Source organism: Enterobacter hormaechei ATCC 49162 (genome assembly GCF_001875655.1).
Lineage (GTDB): Bacteria > Pseudomonadota > Gammaproteobacteria > Enterobacterales > Enterobacteriaceae > Enterobacter > Enterobacter hormaechei.
In genome coordinates this window covers 3,277,709-3,298,205 of record NZ_MKEQ01000001.1, presented here as the reverse complement: position 1 = coordinate 3,298,205, position 20,497 = coordinate 3,277,709, and the positions used below count along the sequence as shown (strand labels likewise).

Here is a 20,497-nt window from a genome sequence, read left to right as displayed (position 1 = left end):
ACTATCGACTGAATAACTTGCTGATTTAGAATTTGATCCCGCTCACATGTTATCCTCTCAATCCCCCTCAATTTATACTGTCAGCCGCCTTAATCAGACGGTGCGTTTGCTGCTTGAGCAGGAAATGGGGCAGGTCTGGATCAGCGGTGAAATCTCGAACTTCACGCAGCCCGCTTCCGGTCACTGGTACTTTACGCTGAAAGACGACACCGCTCAGGTGCGCTGCGCGATGTTCCGCAACAGCAACCGTCGCGTGACGTTCCGCCCTCAGCACGGCCAGCAGGTTCTGGTTCGCGCCAACATTACGTTGTATGAGCCGCGCGGCGATTATCAGATTATCGTCGAGAGCATGCAACCCGCGGGCGAAGGCTTGCTGCAACAGAAGTACGAACAGCTAAAAGCCATGCTTTCGGCAGAGGGGTTGTTCGACCAGCAGTTCAAAAAGCCACTGCCCTCACCTGCCCACTGCGTTGGGATTATCACTTCGAAAACCGGTGCGGCCCTGCACGATATTTTGCACGTCCTGAAGCGTCGTGACCCTTCCCTGCCCGTCATTATCTACCCGACTGCCGTTCAGGGTGACGATGCGCCATGGCAGATCGTGCGCGCCATTGAACTGGCGAACGCGCGACAGGAGTGTGACGTATTGATCGTCGGGCGCGGCGGCGGTTCGCTGGAAGACCTGTGGAGCTTTAACGACGAGCGCGTGGCGCGGGCAATCTTTGCAAGCGTTATCCCTGTAGTGAGCGCCGTCGGTCACGAAACGGATGTGACGATAGCGGATTTTGTCGCGGATTTACGCGCGCCCACGCCGTCCGCGGCGGCAGAGGTGGTCAGCCGTAACCAGCAGGAACTGCTGCGGCAGATCCAGAACGGGCAGCAGCGCCTGGAGATGGCGATGGACTACTTCCTCGCCAACCGTACCCGTCGCTTTACCCAGCTTCACCATCGTCTGCAACAGCAGCATCCGCAGTTACGTCTGGCGCGTCAGCAAACCGTGCTGGAACGTCTGCGTCAGCGCATGAACTTCGCGATGGATACGCAGCTTAAGCGCGCGGTATCTCGCCAGCAGCGCGTCACGCAGCGTCTGAATCAGCAAAACCCGCAGCCGACAATCTATCGTGCGCAAACGCGGATCCAGCAGCTCGAGTATCGCCTCGCGGAGAATATCCGTTCACGCCTGAGCACCACCCGCGAACGTTTTGGCAATGCAGTGACCCATCTGGAAGCCGTCAGCCCGCTCTCCACGCTGGCCCGCGGCTACAGCGTGACGACGGCGACGGATGGCAAAGTGCTGAAACAAACGAAACAGGTTAAAGCCGGAGATGTGCTTACCACCCGGCTTTCAGACGGCTGGGTCGAGAGTGAAGTGAAAGAGATTAAACCGGTGAAAAAAACGCGCCAGCGCAAAAGCGGATAAATCTTCGCCGGTTACAAACTATACTGCTGCTATTGCCTTTTTTAATAAGGAGAGCAGCATGCCCCATCTTCATAGCGTTATCCCTCCGTATATTCTTCGTCGTATTATCGAAAGCGGTTCTGAGCCGCAGCAGCGCTGCGCCCGTCAGACCTTAACCCACGTCCAGACGCTGATGGCCCATATGCCGGGCAAACCCGCCGCGCCGCATGTGAATAAAGCCGGTCAGCTTGAGCGTGACATCTACGATGCGAAACAGACCCAGGAGCTGCCGGGTACCCAGGTGCGTTATGAAGGCCAGCCCTCCAACGGCGATGTGGCGGTGGATGAAGCGTACGATTACCTGGGTATCACCCATGATTTCTTCTGGAAGGAGTATCAGCGCGATTCGCTGGATAACAAAGGGCTGATCCTCACCGGCACCGTGCATTATGGCCGCGAGTATCAAAACGCCTTCTGGAACGGTCAGCAGATGGTCTTTGGCGACGGTGACGGGGAAATCTTCAACCGCTTCACCATTGCCATCGACGTGGTGGCGCATGAGCTAAGCCACGGCGTGACGGAGACCGAAGCCGGGCTTATCTACTTTGAACAGTCGGGCGCGCTGAACGAGTCTCTGTCGGACGTGTTTGGCTCGTTGGTCAAACAGTACCATCTGAAGCAAACCGCCGATCGGGCAGACTGGCTGATTGGTGAAGGGCTGCTGGCTGCGGGCATTAACGGGAAAGGGCTGCGCTCAATGTCTGAACCCGGCACCGCCTATGACGATCCTCTGCTCGGAAAAGACCCCCAGCCCGCGCACATGAAAGATTTTATTAAAACGCGCGAGGATAACGGCGGCGTCCATCTGAACTCCGGCATCCCCAACCGGGCATTTTATCTGGCTGCGACGGCGATCGGCGGCTACGCCTGGGAAAAAGCGGGTTATGCCTGGTACGACACGGTTTGCGATCGAAACCTGGCGCAGGATGCGGATTTTGATGCCTTCGCAAAACTCACCATCGCCCACGGCGAGAAGCGCTCGGGGGGTGACGTTGGAGCGGCCATTAAACAAGCCTGGGAACAGGTGGGAGTATTGTAATGCAGGTTCCGGAACTGACGGATGACGCCGTGGTTGAGCTGGCCCGGGAAGGCGGCGTCGCCTTTATTCCTAAGCTGAGCGGTCAGCGCACCATCGCGCTTTCCTCGCTAAATGAGGCCCAGCGCCAGCGCCTGGTGAGCATCCTGGAGCAGGCTTTCCCGCGCGGTCAGCCGCCCGGGCAAGCCTCTTCCCCCGGCAGCGGTGACCAGCGCTATTTTCGCATCCAGATTATCTGGACCGGCCAAAATCAGGCGCACTACGCCGATATCATCGTGCTGGTGCCTGAGCAGGAAGCGCCCGAGTCGCTGGTCGAACTGTGGCAGAAAGGCGAAGGCTGCGTGTGCGATTAACCTTCGGCCCGAACAAACTCCACGCGTTTTTTAGAGATAAGACCGTGGCCGTTCTGGCAGAAATAGTCCACCGCACCACAGGCTTTTAACACCTGGAGTGGCTGATGACACTCCGGGCAGAGGGCGTCGAGCGTGATATCTTTATTACAGTTTTCGCAGTGCGCGACCCCGTTCAGCGGCTCCAGCGGTGCCTGGCAATCCGGGCAGGTAATCGTCATGGTGACTCCTTTAAAGCGTTCAGGTCTGCATTAATTTTACCACGTCGCATTCAGTGCGGGCCACGCAACTGTTGCTGCAAGGTCAGCAGCAACGTCACCTCTTCGATCCTGCGGCGCGTCGTGCGGCTCACCTCATGCGGATCCCGTTCAAAGAGACTTTTTGCCCCCAGAATATGATCTGCAAGACAGTGCTCGTAGATCGTACCGGGAATATGCCAGCGCTGGATATCTTTGCCCTCAATAAGCTCCAGCACATCTTCTGCACCCCGTCGGTCATGGCTGATGATGCGCCCGTCGCGCAAATAGAGGCGTAAGCCCTTTTGTCCACCCGCAGGTCCCGCGTATTTGTTAAGCCGGATGTCTACCGGCACGCCGCTGATGCGTCCCTGTAAATGCGCCTCACCTTCCGCCGTGGTCAGATCGCCCCTGGCGATATCGCGACCCAGACGGTCTTTTGCCGTCACCACCTGCAATGCCATATCGTCATGACCGCCCAGATAGCGTACCGTTTCACGCAGCATCGCCAGCACGTGCGTACCGATATCCAGGATCACGCCGTCCGGGTGGCGAAGCGTTCTGGTATCCGGCTCTCCGGTCGCGAAATTGAGCGCGATGGGTTCCCCTGCGGCGTTATATCCGCTTGGCTCCTGCAAAAAACCCTCGATTCTGGCAATGTCTGAATAATGGCCGACCAGCGACTGCTTTACCGTTTCGATGCGCGCCATCCAGTGGTCGAGCGCCAGCACGCGGGACGCCACACCGGGCGTTGCCAGCAGCGCGTTGAGTTTTTCAATTTGAGGAAGCGTGGCGACAATCGGTTTTTCAATCACAATCCGCGGAACCGGCGAGGCAATCGCCTGCTCAAGCACCTCAAGGTGTTGCAGCGATGCGGTGGTGATAAACAGGGTATCCAGCGGGGTGGCTAAAAGCGCTGCAAGCGAGGCGCAGCGTGTAATGCCTTCAGGGTGCTTCGTGGGAAGAACATCAAACCCGAAACAACGAACCGGGTGTTTAAACAGGTTACGCAATGCGGGCAGATAGGCTGTTTCCACTACCGCGCCAAGACCAACAAATCCTAACTGCATATTTTCACCTCAGGAAATACAGTGCCGGGGCGTAACGCCTGCCCCGGCACACTGAGGTTTATGAGGCGTTAGCTGCCGGTTTAGTCTGCGCATTTTCCAGCATGCGACGCACCGGAACAATGAGGACGATCAGTACCGCAGCACAAATCAGCAGCGCAATCGAGCAACGGGCAAAGAGGTCCGGCAGCATATCCAGCTGGTCGGCCTTCACGTGGCCGCCAATCAGACCTGCGGCCAGGTTGCCCAGCGCGCTGGCACAGAACCACAGACCCATCATCTGACCGCGCATTCTTTCCGGTGCCAGCAGGGTCATGGTCGCCAGACCGATCGGGCTCAGGCACAGCTCACCCAGCGTCAGCATCAGGATACTGCCCACCAGCCAGAACGGAGAAACCCCTGCCCCACCGTTGCTCAGCACGTTCTGTGCCGCCAGCATCATCAGGCCAAAGCCCGCCGCCGCGCACAGAATGCCGATCACGAACTTGGTGATGCTGCTCGGACGAATGTTTTTGCTCGCCAGCTTCGGCCATGCCCAGCTAAATACCGGTGCCAGCAGAATGATGAACAGGGCATTAATCGACTGGAACCATACCGCCGGGATCTCGAAATCACCGATCATGCGGTTAGTGTAGTCGTTCGCGAACAGGTTGAAGGAGGTTGGCTTTTGCTCAAACGCGGACCAGAAGAACGCGGCGGAGACCAGCAGAATAAAGCAAACCAGCAGTCTGGCGCGCTCTTTGCGATTCAGGCCGGCGAAGATGAACAGGTAGATGAAGTAGAGCGCGACGGAGGCGGCAATCACATACACCAGCACGCTGGCAACCGCGACCGGATTGATCACAATCACACCCTGGGCAATCAACGTAACGATAATTGCAACACCCACGGCCAGTGCCAGCAGCCAGGCCCCCACGCCGTTACGTTTCACGACCGGACTGTTCCAGGTGGAGTCCAGACCGACTTCGCTGTCGTAGCGCTTCATGGCCGGAACGGCAAACACGCGGAAGATGATCAGGGCGACCAGCATCCCGATACCGCCGATCCCAAAGCCCCAGTGCCAGCCGTGGGTTTTAATCAGCCAGCCGGAAATCAGGGGGGCAATGAACGAGCCCATGTTGATGCCCATATAGAACAGCGAGAAACCGCCGTCACGACGCGCATCGCCCTTCTTATACAGGGTTCCGACCATCACCGAGATACAGGTTTTGAACAGTCCGGAGCCGAGCACGATGAACATCAGGCCGATGAAGAACAGGTTGTCGCCCATGATGGCCGACAGCGCGATCGACAGGTGCCCGAGCGCAATCAAAATCGAACCGTACCAGACGGCCCGCTGCTGGCCGAGCCAGTTATCCGCCAGCCAGCCGCCCGGCAGCGCGGCCAGGTACATGGTACCGGCAAAGATACCGACAATCGCCGAGGCGTTTTCGCGCGCCAGACCCATCCCGCCGTCGTACACGGTGGCGGCCATAAACAGGATCAGTAACGGACGGATGCCGTAGAATGAGAAACGCTCCCACATCTCGGTGAAGAACAGCGAGCCGAGCGGATAAGGGTGGCCGAAGAAGGTTCGGCTCTCTTTTTGATTAACAGAGGATTGCATAATTCTCCCGAAAGGTATGTGTCGTGCCTGTAAGCACCAGTATGTACGCCGAACGGTTACGTATCCGATCGATTTTTTACATACGGCGAAATATTGGTTAACCATTTGATAACCAGGCGCTAGTTTTGTCTAGTACCGAACCCTGGACTTTAAGATGAAAATTCGACGATTGTCTACTTTCTTAGATATAAAAATGGATGAAGGCGAATAGTGATTGACATCTCACTAATGCGCCAACAAAAAAGGCGTGAAGCAACAGGATGCTTTCCCCTTGCCCGCTTTCGTTGACCTGAAAGGCAAAAGCTCCCCTAAGGAAGCTTTCTGAATGACTGGCTCTGTCAGAAATAGACTCGTTCAATCGGACCGCGGTTACCCGAGTCGGTATCTTCCCAGAAACTGCCTTTGTTCGGGTAGATCACGTAGGTAAGCGTTTTGCTGCCGTTGATGATGAGCATATCGCCTGACACGGTAGCTTTTACGCTTTTCCCGGCAATTCTCACTGTCCCGGCACCAATATGAATGTTTGCAACGCGCTGGCCGTTTGGATGGCGTGCGACGTAATCGCCATCGTACTTTTTTATGTCAGCACGGGTGGTCGGCGTAACGCCGCGATCGGAGAAACCGGCGGCCTCATTCTCGGCCCTGGTTTTGTGGATGTCGCACCCTTTGGACTCATTGGTCATGTTGCATCCTGAACGTTCCAGCTGCGTGCGGTATGTGGCGCTGATGGCGTAAGCCGGACCCGCGGTGAAGGCAATCAGCGTGCTCGCCGTTAACGCCGCGATGATGTAATGCTTCATAGTTTTGGCCTGAAAAAAAGGGCCGCGTAAGCCGCCCTTGAGGGTGTAAAGGAAACTCAGAACTGGTAAGTCAGACCGGCCACCAGCGTATTGTCACCGCCGTCAGCCAGGTCGATCTTGTAGCCGACATCGGCAACCAGATTTTTGTTGAAGTAGTAATCGGAACCCAGCGCAACATATTCAACAATGTCGCGGTTTGCGTTATCACGCGCGTGGACATAGGCCACGTTCGGGCGCAGACCAACGTCAAACACGTATGCGGCTATCGCTTCGAAGTGCTTAGCTTCGTCAGCATCCTGCAACAGGTTGTGTGACTCACCATAAATGGTGGCGACGTACACGCGGTTAGCGTCATATTTCAGACCTGTACCCCAAAACTCGGCATTCTTGCCATCCCAGCCAGAGCGTTTTTGGTCAGCGGTGATCGCACTGGTGGAGTAAGCCGCTATAGCTGACACGCCGGTGTTAGCAAGATCATAACCGAGGGAAAAGCCGTAGCCGGTACCGTGCTGTTTGGCAGGATTGCTGTTGGTGTCATCCTGCCCCTGGTACTGGGCAGCAAACTGAACGCCGTCAGCTAGACCGAAGGCATTACCGGTGCGGAGTGTAGCAACGCCACTAGCGCGACCAGTAAGGAATGAATTAGTGCCTTCATAAGAGTCACCGCCGAATTCTGATAAAACGTCAGTGTAAGCACCAACATCGTAAGCCACACCATAGTTGCGACCGTAATCGAAAGATAGGTTGTGATCAAAGTCCAGACCAGCAAATGCCAGACGCGTCGAAACCCCATCTTGCGCACCTTCAGCCTGTGCAGCATCAAACTGGCCTTCAAACTGGCCGTAGCCAGTCAGTTTATCGTTTATCTGCGTTTCGCCACGAAAGCCCAGACGCGCATAAGTACCGTCGCCATCTTCACCGTCAGACCAACTGTGCGCGGCTTTCACTTTGCCGTACAGATCCAGTTTATTACCGTCTTTGTTGTAAATTTCCGCTGCGTATGCGGATGTGATCCCTAAGGCCAGAACGGCCAAAGCCACTACTGTTTTTTTCATACATCACTCTCTTATGATTGTAGTGTGTTACGTGCTATCAGCTTTGTTATGACTACCCGAAGGCGTTCATAAAAAAGCCCCCCTGAAATCGCGTGGGGGGAGCCTCCAAAGTGGCAAAAGGCTTAAATAATGATGAAGAGTGGAGCAATGACTCCCCGGTAACGACGCTGCCCAATGTCCTTAAGCAGCGCCGAAACGTTGGCAGACCTCCGAAGAGGCCGAAATGATTACCAGCCTACGGACACGCCAGCACCCGCCCCTACGTTGCCCTGAGTGTCCCAGGACAGGCCAGATTTGACGGTTACAGCGCCGGAAAGACGGGAGCTAACCCCAGCGGCGATAGCGTTTTCCCCGTTGAACGTCCCTACGGCCATACCAAAGCTACCGGACTGGTCAGCCTGTACCTGAGGGATCTGAGTCAGGGCAACAGCACCGGCTACACCCGCGCGGAACTCTTTGCGATCCTTATTCTGCTGGCTTTGCAGCTTGTTGAAGTTGGTCTGGTTGTTGGATTCCAGGTCCTGGATACGCGCTTCGTGGTTAGCCAGCTTTTTGCTGTTGTCTGCTACACGTTTGTTGGTATCAGCCAGTGCCTGACGGTTCGCCGCGATGTGCTTGTTAGCGTCATCAATGCGTGCGTGAGCGTAAGTGCCGGTATCCTGAGCCTGAGTCACAGCAGTTTGCAGAGCAGTGAAGTTCTGTGCCTGTCTGGTCAGGGCGTGCTGGTTGGTGGCAATCTGCTGGTGGTTCTGAACAGCCAGTTTGCCAATAGTCAGTTCACCTTTAGCCAGTGTCTGAGCGTGGGCATCATTGGTGTCGATAGCTGTGGTGTTGGTAGCAACTTGCTTAGCGACAGCCGGATCCACGTCCTTACCGTCTTTACCATTGGTTCCATTGAGGCCGTCTTTGCCATCTCTACCCGCTGGGCCAGTTGCGCCGTCTTTACCATTGGTACCATTCAGGCCGTCTTTACCATCTTTACCCGCTGGGCCAGTTGCGCCGTCTTTACCGTTAATTCCATCTTTACCGTTGGTACCGTCTTTGCCGTCCTGAGGCTTAGGTGCGTTTTCCAACGTGGTGATGCGGGTTTCGTGACCTGCCTCTACGCCAGTAGCGCGAGTCATTTCTTTAGTCAGATCAGTCTGGTTAGCCTTATCAATAGCCAGCCTGGTCAGCGCCTTCGTGTGAATATCCACTTCATTATGAAGGACGGTTGTTTCGCCCAGTGCTTTCTTGCCGGTTTGAAGGGCAAGAGTTGAATCACGGTTAGCATCGGCAATTTCAAAGTCCTGTTGTCTCTGCTCACCTTCGTAACGGGTAACATCCAGCTTATCGCCCAGCGCTGATTTATCGGCTTTGTTAGCCATTTCTGCGGTGTAGGTGCTGGTGGCTACTTTGTCAGCCAGCGCAGCATCATGATCATTCAGGCGCTGATCCTGCTTGAGGTCATAGATGCTTTGTCCTGGTGCTGTTACTGCTGGCAGTGAAGGCGTGCTGGCAGAGGACGTTACATCAGCAGCTTTATAAACCACGGCAGTTTTAGTAGCCGCAATAACCGGAGCAGATGCGTGCAACTGGATGCCCTGCGCGTCTGTGTCGTTAGGTACGGTTACAGACGAGGTAAAGACTGGTTCCATCGCGCCTTTTTCACGGTGGTGGGTGCTCACCAGACGCAACGTAGGTGCTGCTGGGGTTGCCTGCGGGTGCAGTTCCGGCACTTTCTGGATCTCAGGGGTCGCCTGCGGCAGCGCAGGCGTAGCCTGTGCCTGTTTAACAGGTGCTTTCTGAATTGACGGGGTTTTGCCAGCCAGTACAGGAGTCGCTTTGGTCGGCTGCGGGTGCAGCTCTGGAGCCCTGGTAACAGGTGGAACTTTTGCCAGCTGCTCAGGGGAAGCCAGACCTAACATTTCCTGACGTGCCTGGTTGCGCTGCGCACTCAGATCCTTAACGATAGCCTTGAAGGTTGGATCGTTACGGTCAGCACCCGTGGCGATCAGCTGGTTCAGCGAGTGGTTGATGGTTTTCCACTTGTCGCTTGCATGGTCAAAGGTTTTCGCTGGTGCGGTGGCCGCTGGCACATGGATAGCAGGTGTTTGCTGCGGCTGCGCTGGGTTTGCCTGTGGATGCAGGGTAGGTGTTTTCTGCACTGCTGGAGTCAGAATCAATTTCGGCGCTGCCTGTGGGTGCAGGGTCGGAACCTTCTGGAACTCAGGAGTAGCCTGCGGCAGTGTCGGAGTAGCCTGCGGGCGCAGAGTAGGTGCTTTCTGCACTGCTGGGGTCAAATCCAGTTTTGGCGTTGCCTGAGGTTTCAGAGTCGGTGCCTTCTGGAAAGCCGGAGTCAGTTGCAGCTCAGGGGTTGCCTGTGCCTGTTTGGTCGGCGCAGTCAGGATTGAAGGCTCAGCCTGTGGCAGTGCCGGAGTCGCCTGTGGACGTTTAACTGGTACTTTCTGAATAGCAGGCTCGGCAACTGGCAGCGCCGGGGTTGCCTGTGGATGCAGAGTGGGTGCTTTCACCAGTGCTGGTGGAACAGCTACCGGAACAGCAGTAGGCGTTGCGTGAGGGACAGCAACAGGCGCAACGTATGTCGGCGCAGGTGGAACGGCTGGCTCACCGAAATGGCTAACATCTTTACCACTACGTACAGCAGAAACGAAAACCTCAGCGTCGTTAAAGTTCAAACCGAGGCGGCGCATAGCTACATCCTGAGCGCGAGCAAATTGAGCGCCATTCGGATCGTTCAGTGCCGTTTTAATTTCTTCCAACGCTGCCGGGAAGCCGTTCTGAGAAGCCAGGCCACCTTCGATAGCGAACGCTGAGCTGGCAGTAAGTGCAGAAACGACTACACCGGCGATAATTGTCTTTTTCATCATTAACCCTGTCTGGTATTTTCTGTCACTGACCGGCTTCGGTTAGCTCGCTGCCGGTGGTTGCGCCCCACCCGGTAGAAATCACTAACGAAACCGATCAGCCATTCATCTGAGTAATTTTCTTGTTGCCAACGGTAAGGTGTATTTCGCTCCGAATAGCTCGAGAGCTTCACTCAGAATGTCCTGTATGCTGTGTTGCGTCTGATGCACAACTTTCTGACGTATTCGTAAAGCGCTTATACAATCCTCGCGCTGAACTTCACCCGCTTTGCCGATGAGTCGTTCCTGCTCGCAGATGGAGTGCTTTTTCATTGCTATCTCCATGACGTCTCGCATTTCTGTACACACCTGAACACGTTTCGTGAGGGAATATGCAGACTTTACAGAGTCATGTCCATGCGCAAAAAAGTGTTACAAAACAGTTTAAATAGTCACAAAGCTTCATTTTACGAAGAAAGGCATTTTTCAAGTGAAAGTGATACGTAAGTCACCAAGTTAAGAGAAAGTTTGAAGGGTTAATAATATTAATTTACAGCAATACAATCATACACAAGTCTTATGTATGTCTTTAAATACCCATAAGTCATTAACCTGTAGCAGGTTTCAGATGGTTTTATTCACGCCACAACCCTCATAGCTGCGCCTTGTTTTTGCATTTTTTTATGTGGATATAGGATTTTGATATGAACGCGAAGATGTTTTAATTTGGTTGCTTTTTTGATTGAAATGTAAACATTTCATGCAGTAACATTCTTTGAGTGATGAATAAAACGAAAGATAGTTTGATATAAGTCAACTTTTCAAGGCGTGGGAATTATCAAGAATCACTCCTGAAAGAGTGATGAAGGGCAAGGTTAGAAAGTAAAAAAGGAGTAATGCTGACGACAGAAAAAGACATTATCAGACCTTGTCATTTAATAGTCATGCGATAGTCTTAAAAAAGCTCGTCTGCCTTTGCGATGTTTTGACAATAAAAAAGCCCGACGAATGCGGGCTTTGAAGATTTCGGGCGTTCTGTTAACGCCTGATGAATTATTTGCTTTTCTTAATGTGCTTAATCAAACGCTTACGCTTACGCATCTGGTTCGGCGTCAGGGTGTTGCGTTTATTCGCAAACGGGTTTTCCCCTTCCTTGAACTGAATACGGATAGGCGTACCCATCACGTCCAGCGACTTACGGAAGTAGTTCATCAGATAGCGCTTGTAGGAGTCCGGCAGATCCTTAACCTGATTACCGTGGATCACCACGATAGGCGGGTTATACCCCCCGGCGTGGGCATACTTCAGCTTCACGCGACGGCCACGCACCAGCGGCGGCTGGTGGTCTTCAGCAGCCATGTTCATGATGCGGGTCAGCATGGCGGTGCTCTGACGGCGGGTAGAGCTGTCATAGGCTTCACGAACGGATTCGAACAGGTTACCTACGCCGCTACCGTGCAAGGCAGAGATGAAATGCACACGGGCAAAGTCGATAAAGCCCAGACGGAAGTCCAGCGTCTCTTTCACCTGCTCGCGCACGTCGTTGCTCAGGCCGTCCCACTTGTTGACGACAATAACCAGTGAGCGCCCACTATTGAGGATAAAGCCAAGCAGAGAGAGATCCTGATCGGAGATACCTTCACGTGCGTCAATGACCAGCAGCACCACGTTGGCGTCTTCAATCGCCTGAAGGGTTTTGATTACCGAGAATTTTTCCACCACATCGGTGATTTTCCCGCGCTTACGTACGCCTGCGGTGTCGATAAGTACGTACTCACGCTCATCGCGCTGCATTGGAATGTAGATACTGTCACGCGTTGTGCCTGGCATGTCGTAAACCACCACGCGCTCTTCACCCAGAATACGGTTAGTAAGCGTAGACTTACCTACGTTTGGGCGACCAACGATAGCCAGCTTAATAGGCAGATCCTGCGGGTTGAAGTCGTCTTCCGGCTCTTCCTCGCCCTCTTCTCCGGCTTCAAACTGCGCCCAGTATTCGGCGTCTTCATCCACCTCTTCCGGCGGGTTCACTTCATCCACCCACGGCAGCAGAACGGTTTCCAGCAGGCTGGTTACGCCACGGCCATGTGAGGCTGCGATAGGATAAATATCACCCAGACCTAAAGACCAGAAATCCGCAACCGCCTGATCGGCATCGATGCCGTCAGTTTTGTTCGCCACCAGGAAGGTTGGCTTTTCGCGTGAACGCAGATGTTTTGCGATAGCGGAATCCGCGGGCATCAGGCCAGCGCGAGCATCCACCATAAACAGAACCACATCCGCCTCTTCGATAGCCAGCAGAGACTGCTCTGCCATGCGGGTTTCTACGCCGTCTTCCGTACCGTCAATACCTCCGGTATCGATACAGATGAACTCGCGTCCTTCCACCTCTGCACGACCGTACTTACGGTCACGCGTCAGCCCCGGGAAATCCGCAACCAGCGCATCACGGGTGCGTGTTAAACGGTTAAAAAGAGTGGATTTTCCAACGTTAGGGCGCCCGACAAGCGCGACCACAGGTACCATGTTTGAAGCCTCATAAAATTCAAAATAACGTCGCTTTCGCGGCGTTTTTAAAAATGTCAAAACGGCTCCTGAGTGAACAGGAGCCGTTTAGTATACTACAACCGCCGTGTAATTAACGCGTGATCGCGTACAGCGTGCCGTCTTTTGCCTGAATCAGCAGTTTGCCGTCAGCCACAACGGGCTCCGTCAGGAAGCCTGAGCTATCCACTTTCTGCTGTGCAACGAAGCGGCCATTCTCTGGATCGATCCAGTGCATATAGCCTTCGCTGTCGCCCACGACCAGGCTGCCGTTATACAGCGCAGGTGCGGTCAGCAAACGGTGCAGCAGATCGCTCTGCGTCCACAGCGTCACGCCACCTTCGGTGCTCAGCGCCAGCAGACGGTCGTTCTGATCCACCATATAAATACGGTTGCCGTCGACGATGAAATCGTTAACGGAACCCAGCTCACGTTTCCACATGATCTGGCCGCTACGCAGGTCCAGCGCCGTCAGGTTGCCGTTATACGCCAGCGCGTAAACCACACCGTCAACGATGACTGGCGTAGTGTCCACGTCACTCAGACGGTCGATTTCGGTTGAGCCGGTCGCCTGGGAAATACGCTGCTGCCAGATCATCTGACCCTGCTGCATCAGCACCGCGCTGACACGGCCGTTGTCACCGCCCACAATGGCGGCGCCAAAAGCGGTCGCTGGCGCAGATTCACCACGCAGAGACAGCGCTGGCATATCCAGGTTAACCGTCCATTTTACCAGACCATCGGCTTCGTTCAGCGCCTGCAACTGGCCGTTGCTGGTATGGATCAGCACCATACCGTCGCTGACAACCGGACGCGATAAGGATTCACCGGCAACGGTGGTCTGCCATGCAACCGAACCGTCGCTGGCATTCAGCGCGTAAACCTGTGCTTTTTCACTGCCTACATACACGTGACCACCGGCAACGGTCAGGCCGCCAGAAAGCAGTGCAGGTTTACGGGAGAACCAGCCGTCTTTTTCCGCCAGATTAATGGACCACACTTCTTTTCCGTCATCAGCGTTCAGCGCTTTGACGGTGCCTTTGCGATCGGCTGCATAGACAACGCCGTCAGCATACGCAGGATGAAGGTTGGAATAAAAATCGCCAATTCCATCACCCACGGAGGTGTCCCAGGCGGTGGATGGGGTGAACTGGTTTTCAACCGTCGGCAGCGGGGACATTTTGACAACGTCTTCTTCGCCACTGAACAGTGAACAACCACTCAATAACGTAACAGAAAGCAGTCCTGGCAGAAGTAATTTACGCAATTGCATTGGGTCCCTCTCAGACGGACAAATTATTTATTTTCATCTGCATCATTTCGCTCAGCGCAGGTGAAGCTTTACTATCCACGCCAGCTTGCCACGCCTTACGCGCACCCGCTTTATCACCCTTACTCAGCAGTGCTTCACCGCGAAGATCGGCAACGATGGCAGCAAAGCCTTCGCCTTTGATGGTATCAAGCGTTTTCAGCGCGTCGTCGGCTTTTTTCTGCTGAACCTGAATACGCGCCAGACGCAGATTGATTACCGCTTTCAGATTTTCGTCACTGGCAGCAGCAAGCCCCTGAGTCAGTTGCGCAGCGGCTTTGTCCAGTTCGTTTTTATCAACATACTGCTGAGCTACTTCCAGTGCAGCCAGCGCACCGTAGGTGTTCTTGTTGTCAGCGGCAAATTTTTCCGCAGCCGTCAGCGTTTGCGGCTGATCGGCACGGATTGCGCTAACGGTATTTTCGTAGTTCAGGGACGAACCGCGAGCAGAGTCAGCCTGATGATTGTTCCAGTAACGCCAGCCTACCAGCGCACCAACACCTAAAATAACCCCTACAACCAGAGCCTTGCCGTTTTCAACAAAGAAGCGTTTAACCGCATCAACCTGGTCGTGTTCGTTCTCGTAAATTTCCACGCAGTCCTTCTCCTTAGCCCAATAGAGTGCGCAAGTGCGCCGCAACGCCATCCTGCGTTACCGTAGTTTGCTCACCAGAGCGCAGATCTTTAACCACCACTTCACCGTTGGCCACTTCGGACTCACCCAGCACCAGTGCGATACTTGCGCCCCACTTATCGGCACGAGCAAACTGTTTTTTAAAGTTGCCGCCGCCGTGGTTGGTCATCAGCTTAACGTCCGGCAGCGCATCGCGCACGCGTTCGGCAAGCTGCATCGCCGCAGACTGCGTTTCCGCACCTGAGGCCACCAGGTATATATCGACAACAGGATCGGCTTTAAATTCCGGATTAACTGCCTGAACCAGTAAAACAAGTCGCTCAAGACCCATTGCAAAGCCAACAGCCGGTGCTGCACGACCACCCAGTTGCTCGACCAGACCGTCATAACGACCGCCGGCACACACGGTGCCCTGCGAACCGAGGCTGGTGGTGACCCACTCAAATACGGTGCGGTTGTAGTAGTCCAGACCGCGCACCAGACGCTGGTTCACGGTGTAGGCGATGCCCGCTGCTTCAAGCAGCTTGCACAGGCCGGTAAAGTGTTCGCGAGAATCCTCGTCCAGGTAGTCACCCAGCGCTGGCGCATCGTTCAGCAGCGCCTGAACGTCAGGATTTTTGGAATCAAGTACGCGCAGCGGGTTGCTGTACATACGACGCTTACAGTCTTCGTCGAGTTTCTCTTTGTGCTGTTCCAGGAACGCCACCAGCGCATCGCGATAGTTCGCACGCGCTTCCAGAGAACCGATAGAGTTCAGCTCCAGGGAAACGTGCTCAGAAATTCCGAGCGCGCGCCACCAGCGAGCGGTCAGCATAATCAGTTCAGCATCGATATCTGGCCCTTGCAGACCAAACACTTCAACACCCAGCTGGTTGAACTGGCGATAACGACCTTTCTGCGGACGTTCGTGGCGGAACATCGGGCCGATATACCACAGGCGCTGCTCCTGATTGTACAGGAGACCATGTTCGATGCCGGCGCGTACGCAACCCGCCGTCCCCTCTGGACGCAGGGTCAGGCTGTCGCCGTTGCGATCCTCAAAGGTATACATCTCTTTTTCAACCACGTCGGTCACTTCGCCGATCGCGCGTTTGAATAACGGGGTCTGCTCTACAATCGGCAAACGGATTTCGCTGTAACCGTAGCTGCCGAGCACCTGCTTCAGTGTGCCTTCAATGCGCTGCCAGATGGCGGTTTCGCCAGGCAGATAATCGTTCATGCCGCGGATGGCTTGAATGTTTTTTGCCACGTTTATTCTCTTTCTATATACAAAAAAGAACCCAAAGAATGGGTTCAATCATACATGGGAAGCAGCCTGCTTCCCATCACGTTATTTTTCAACCTGCTGAACGCTGATGCGCTGCGCTTCGTCCATCATCGTCGCTTTTGCGCGAATGCGGGCTTCGAGCTGGTCGATCATGTCACTATTATCCAGACGATCTTTACGAACGCCATCTTCATAGAGACCACTTTTCTTGTTACCGCCGGTAACGCCAAGCGTTGACACCAGCGCTTCACCCGGACCGTTCACCACGCAACCGATGATGGAGACGTCCATTGGGGTGATGATGTCTTCCAGACGCTGCTCAAGGGCATTCACTGTACCGATCACATCAAACTCCTGACGTGAACAGGTTGGGCAGGCAATAAAGTTGATCCCACGTGCGCGGATGCGCAGCGATTTCAGGATATCAAAACCGACTTTGATCTCTTCCACCGGATCGGCGGCCAGGGAGACGCGTAACGTGTCACCGATCCCTTCAGAAAGAAGCAGACCGAGACCGATTGCTGATTTTACAGAACCGCTGCGCAGACCGCCCGCTTCGGTGATCCCGAGGTGCAGCGGCTGCTCGATCTGTTTTGCCAGCAGACGATACGATTCAACAGCCAGGAAGACGTCAGACGCTTTCACGCTCACTTTAAACTGATCGAAGTTAAGGCGATCCAGATGATCGACATGACGCATGGCGGATTCGAGCAGCGCCTGCGGCGTCGGCTCACCGTACTTTTCCTGGAGATCTTTTTCCAGAGAGCCAGCGTTCACACCGATACGGATTGGAATGTTTTTGTCGCGGGCGCAATCCACCACCATGCGGATACGCTCTTCGTTGCCGATGTTGCCTGGGTTAATACGCAGGCAATCGACACCGTATTCAGCAACTTTCAGCGCGATACGGTAATCGAAGTGGATATCGGCAACCAGCGGAACGCTCACCTGCTGCTTGATCAGCCTGAACGCCTCGGCGGCGTCCATGGTCGGCACAGAGACGCGAACAATGTCCGCGCCTACGCGTTCTAATGCTTTGATTTGATTGACCGTCGCTTCTACATCCGTAGTACGCGTATTGGTCATCGACTGGACGGCGATAGGCGCCCCATCGCCGATTGGCACGTTCCCAACGTAAATCCGTTTCGATTTTCTACGTTGAATAGGAGCCTGGTTATGCATGTAAAATCTCCCGCATTGCCCGTCTGTTACTGTGCTGCTGATTGTTCGGCATTAACGGTAAGACGCGCAACCTGGTTAGTTCTGATAAAGCGGCTCAGATCGACAGGTTTTCCTTGATACTGGATCTGTACCGCTGCCGGTGCGCCGATTTTAAGCTTGTAAGGTGCCTGGCCCGTTAGATTTAACGTGCCATCTTTACGTTGCAGGCCGCTGAACAGCTTTTTACCTGTCGCATCAGTCACTTCCAGCCAGCAATCGGCGGTGAAATTCATCACCAGCGCATTCGGGTCAACGGCAGGTGCCGCCGTACCCGCCGGGTCAGTTGGCAGTGACGCCGCGGTGTTATCTGCCGGTGCCGTTGCCGCAGGAGCGGCATCAACATTGGCCTGTGAAGGTGATACGACCGCGTTCTGATCCTGGGCCTGAGTGGCTGGCGTGGTATTCGCCGTGGACTCTGGCGCCGTGGATGGCTCGGTTGCAGGTGCTGACGCCTGAGGTTCGCTGGAAGTCGCTGCCCCTTCGGTGCTCAGCGGCACGCTTTGCGCGCCGTTATTGCCGGACTGATTAAGCTCAGCGGAGGACTGATCGGCCATCGTGGTGATCTCTTCCTGCTGCGCTTTGTGGTTTTGCCACCACCATGCGCCCGTCAGGCCGACGACCACGAACAGGACCAGCCAGGTAAAGCTCATCAGCCAGCCATCGCGTTTTTTACGACGTTTACCCAGGGAGAAGCTCTGCATCGGCGCAACTTTTGCCGCACGCACAGGCGCCTGCTTCTCCATCATCGGCAGTAATTCTTCTTCAGGGATATGAACCAGTTTGGCGTAAGAACGGATATAACCGCGCAAAAACGTTGAAGCCAGATCGGCGGGTGCCTTATCTTCTTCAATATCGCGAACGGTGGAAACCTTCAGGCACAGGCGTTCTGCAACGGCTTGCTGGCTGAGTCCGAGTTGTTCACGGGCGTTGCGAAGACGAACGCCAGTGGAGAGTGCTGCATTTTGATCGTGAGTGGCTTCAGTATTCATTCGCTACAACTACTGGTACGTGAAAATAAGGGTTCAGGTGCCGGTGAGTCACAATGCCACCCGCACCGCGAAACTTTAGGTCAGTTAACCTGGAACAAACAGTATAAGACTGTCGGGCCGCAGATGACAGCGCTGGCAGGCCTTCACGCTAAACTGTTGTTACGTCGTTACATACTGCCCGAAAGTTGTATGAAACGCACCGTAATTATTAATCAGTCATAATGATTGTGACTGGTTATTCAGTAAATTAATGCTTCACGGCGCAAAAAATGCGCCGTGTGTGCATAATAATCAAACGGTTTTAACCGCGATTGACTCACCCTGCATACGCTTACGCAGCGTACGTTTGGTACGGTCAATAACGTCACCCGCCAGCTGACCGCAGGCTGCGTCGATATCATCGCCACGCGTTTTACGCACGATGGTGGTAAAACCATACTCCATCAACACCTTGGAGAAGCGATCGATACGGCTGTTCGAGCTACGGCCATACGGCGCGCCCGGGAACGGGTTCCATGGGATCAGGTTGATCTTACATGGCGTATCTTTCAGCAGTTCAGCCAGTTCATGCGCATGTTCAGTACCGTCGTTAACATGATCCAGCATCACGTATTCGATGGTCACGCGGCCCTGGTTCGCGTTGGATTTCTCCAGGTAACGACGCACGCCAGCCAGGAAGGTTTCGATATTGTACTTTTTGTTGATCGGCACAATTTCGTCACGGATGGCGTCGTTTGGCGCGTGAAGGGAGATGGCCAGCGCGACGTCAATCATGTCGCCCAGTTTGTCCAGTGCAGGCACAACGCCGGAAGTAGAGAGCGTAACGCGGCGTTTGGACAGACCAAACCCGAAGTCATCGAGCATGATTTCCATCGCCGGGACGACGTTGGTCAGGTTGAGCAGCGGTTCACCCATCCCCATCATCACCACGTTGGTGATTGGACGTGTACCGGTGACTTTCGCCGCGCCCACGATTTTCGCGGCACGCCAGACCTGGCCGATGATTTCCGACACGCGCAGGTTACGGTTAAAGCCCTGCTGTGCCGTAGAGCAGAATTTGCACTCCAGCGCACAGCCCACCTGTGAAGAGACGCACAGCGTAGCGCGATCGTCTTCCGGGATATACACGGTTTCAACGCGCTGATCGCCCACGGCAATGGCCCACTTAATGGTGCCATCTGAAGAGCGTTGCTCTTCCACTACTTCCGGTGCGCGGATTTCCGCCACTTCTTTTAGCTTATTGCGCAGCACTTTGTTGATGTCCGTCATGTCATCAAAGTTGTCGCTGCAATAGTGGTACATCCATTTCATGACCTGATCGGCACGAAACGGCTTCTCGCCCATCTCTTTAAAGAACTCGCGCATCTGCTGACGGTTCAGATCCAGCAGGTTAATTTTTCCATTTTTATTGGGAACCGCAGGAATGGCGACTTCGGAGGTATTCACTAATTCAGACATAATTTTTTCCGGCCTCGTTGTTACACGTTGTGGCCCTTGGTGGGTTGAAAAGAAACGCCCCGGTAAGCAGTCTGCTCGTCCGGGGCGGTGCATTGTACAAAGTCTGGCGCAGGGATGCCACGTTTGCACGCGGCATTTACGAAATTATTAGCGAGTGCGCGGGCACACTTCGCCTTCAGCGAAGAAGAACGCGATTTCGCGCGCAGCAGATTCAACAGAGTCGGAACCGTGGGTGCCGTTCTCGGTGAAGCTGTCTGCGTAGTCGGCGCGCAGAGTACCTGCCAGCGCGTTGTCCGGGTTGGTTGCACCCAGCAGATCGCGGTGACGCTGTACAGCGTTTTCGCCTTCCAGTACGGAAACCACGATTGGGCCAGAAGTCATGAACTCGACCAGACCGTCAAAGAATGGGCGACCTTCGTGCTCAGCGTAGAAACCGCGAGCCTGTTCAACGGTCAGGTGCAGCATTTTGGTGCCAACGATCTTAAACCCTGCTGATTCAAAGCGAGCGAAGATGCTGCCAATAACGTTTTTTGCCACCGCGTTTGGTTTGATGATGGAAAAAGTACGTTCAATAGCCATTGATAACCTCTGTCAAATGTTCTGTTGTTTTTGCATACCTG

17 protein-coding genes are annotated in these 20,497 nt (G+C 54.5%); 3 read left to right on the top strand and 14 right to left on the bottom strand.

What is annotated here, in order from left to right; genetic code table 11:
* Window positions 1-46 precede the first annotated feature (46 nt).
* Genes xseA through BH712_RS16395 form a run of 3 tightly spaced genes read left to right on the top strand, consistent with a single transcriptional unit; the run spans window position 47 to window position 2,848 of the window.
* Window positions 47-1,420, top strand: coding sequence for an exodeoxyribonuclease VII large subunit (xseA, locus tag BH712_RS16405; protein WP_006811515.1), 1,374 nt, complete (start codon window positions 47-49; stop codon window positions 1,418-1,420).
* A gap of 58 nt (window positions 1,421-1,478) precedes the next feature.
* Window positions 1,479-2,498: a M4 family metallopeptidase gene (locus BH712_RS16400; RefSeq protein WP_006811516.1), complete on the top strand. Its 1,020-nt coding sequence runs from the start codon at window positions 1,479-1,481 to the stop codon at window positions 2,496-2,498.
* A complete protein-coding gene (locus BH712_RS16395; protein ID WP_006811517.1) occupies window positions 2,498-2,848 on the top strand; it encodes a protealysin inhibitor emfourin in 351 nt (116 codons plus the stop codon). The genes BH712_RS16400 and BH712_RS16395 overlap by 1 nt, the downstream gene beginning before the upstream one ends.
* On the opposite strand, the gene BH712_RS16390 is transcribed toward BH712_RS16395, so the two are convergent.
* From BH712_RS16390 to ndk, 14 genes are all read right to left on the bottom strand, one after another.
* Entirely contained in the window at window positions 2,845-3,066 is a 222-nt protein-coding gene (locus tag BH712_RS16390; RefSeq protein ID WP_006811518.1) for a zinc ribbon domain-containing protein, read from the bottom strand. The genes BH712_RS16395 and BH712_RS16390 overlap by 4 nt on opposite strands.
* 50 nt (window positions 3,067-3,116) lie before the next feature.
* Window positions 3,117-4,151, bottom strand: a complete 1,035-nt coding sequence (locus BH712_RS16385; RefSeq protein WP_006811519.1) for a Gfo/Idh/MocA family oxidoreductase — start codon at window positions 4,149-4,151, stop codon at window positions 3,117-3,119.
* 58 nt (window positions 4,152-4,209) lie between these two features.
* Window positions 4,210-5,754, bottom strand: coding sequence for a peptide MFS transporter (locus BH712_RS16380; protein WP_006811520.1), 1,545 nt, complete (start codon window positions 5,752-5,754; stop codon window positions 4,210-4,212).
* A gap of 338 nt (window positions 5,755-6,092) precedes the next feature.
* Entirely contained in the window at window positions 6,093-6,554 is a 462-nt protein-coding gene (locus tag BH712_RS16375; protein WP_006811521.1) for a hypothetical protein, read from the bottom strand.
* Between the two features lie 56 nt (window positions 6,555-6,610).
* Entirely contained in the window at window positions 6,611-7,609 is a 999-nt protein-coding gene (locus BH712_RS16370; protein WP_006811522.1) for a porin, read from the bottom strand.
* A 227-nt stretch (window positions 7,610-7,836) separates the two neighbouring features.
* Window positions 7,837-10,476 (bottom strand): YadA-like family protein, encoded by a 2,640-nt coding sequence (locus BH712_RS16365; protein ID WP_050806422.1) that lies wholly within the window; start codon window positions 10,474-10,476, stop codon window positions 7,837-7,839.
* 1,032 nt (window positions 10,477-11,508) lie between these two features.
* The gene (gene der / locus BH712_RS16355) at window positions 11,509-12,981 is read right to left on the bottom strand and encodes a ribosome biogenesis GTPase Der (protein ID WP_006811525.1); all 1,473 of its coding nucleotides are present in this window, start codon (window positions 12,979-12,981) and stop codon (window positions 11,509-11,511) included.
* Between the two features lie 112 nt (window positions 12,982-13,093).
* The gene (bamB, locus tag BH712_RS16350) at window positions 13,094-14,272 is read right to left on the bottom strand and encodes an outer membrane protein assembly factor BamB (protein ID WP_006811526.1); all 1,179 of its coding nucleotides are present in this window, start codon (window positions 14,270-14,272) and stop codon (window positions 13,094-13,096) included.
* Between the two features lie 10 nt (window positions 14,273-14,282).
* The gene (locus BH712_RS16345) at window positions 14,283-14,903 is read right to left on the bottom strand and encodes a YfgM family protein (RefSeq protein ID WP_032673997.1); all 621 of its coding nucleotides are present in this window, start codon (window positions 14,901-14,903) and stop codon (window positions 14,283-14,285) included.
* 13 nt (window positions 14,904-14,916) lie between these two features.
* Complete coding sequence (gene hisS / locus BH712_RS16340; RefSeq protein ID WP_032673998.1) at window positions 14,917-16,191, bottom strand: histidine--tRNA ligase; 1,275 nt, start codon at window positions 16,189-16,191, stop codon at window positions 14,917-14,919.
* A gap of 81 nt (window positions 16,192-16,272) precedes the next feature.
* Window positions 16,273-17,391 carry a flavodoxin-dependent (E)-4-hydroxy-3-methylbut-2-enyl-diphosphate synthase gene (gene ispG / locus BH712_RS16335; RefSeq protein WP_032673999.1) on the bottom strand — a complete coding sequence of 373 codons (1,119 nt, stop codon included), beginning with the start codon at window positions 17,389-17,391 and terminating at the stop codon, window positions 16,273-16,275.
* 26 nt (window positions 17,392-17,417) lie between these two features.
* Window positions 17,418-18,419 carry a cytoskeleton protein RodZ gene (gene rodZ / locus BH712_RS16330; RefSeq protein WP_006811529.1) on the bottom strand — a complete coding sequence of 334 codons (1,002 nt, stop codon included), beginning with the start codon at window positions 18,417-18,419 and terminating at the stop codon, window positions 17,418-17,420.
* A gap of 291 nt (window positions 18,420-18,710) precedes the next feature.
* Window positions 18,711-19,877, bottom strand: coding sequence for a dual-specificity RNA methyltransferase RlmN (gene rlmN, locus BH712_RS16325; protein WP_003860623.1), 1,167 nt, complete (start codon window positions 19,875-19,877; stop codon window positions 18,711-18,713).
* 147 nt (window positions 19,878-20,024) lie between these two features.
* Complete coding sequence (gene ndk, locus BH712_RS16320) at window positions 20,025-20,456, bottom strand: nucleoside-diphosphate kinase (RefSeq protein WP_003860625.1); 432 nt, start codon at window positions 20,454-20,456, stop codon at window positions 20,025-20,027.
* Window positions 20,457-20,497: the final 41 nt, after the last annotated feature.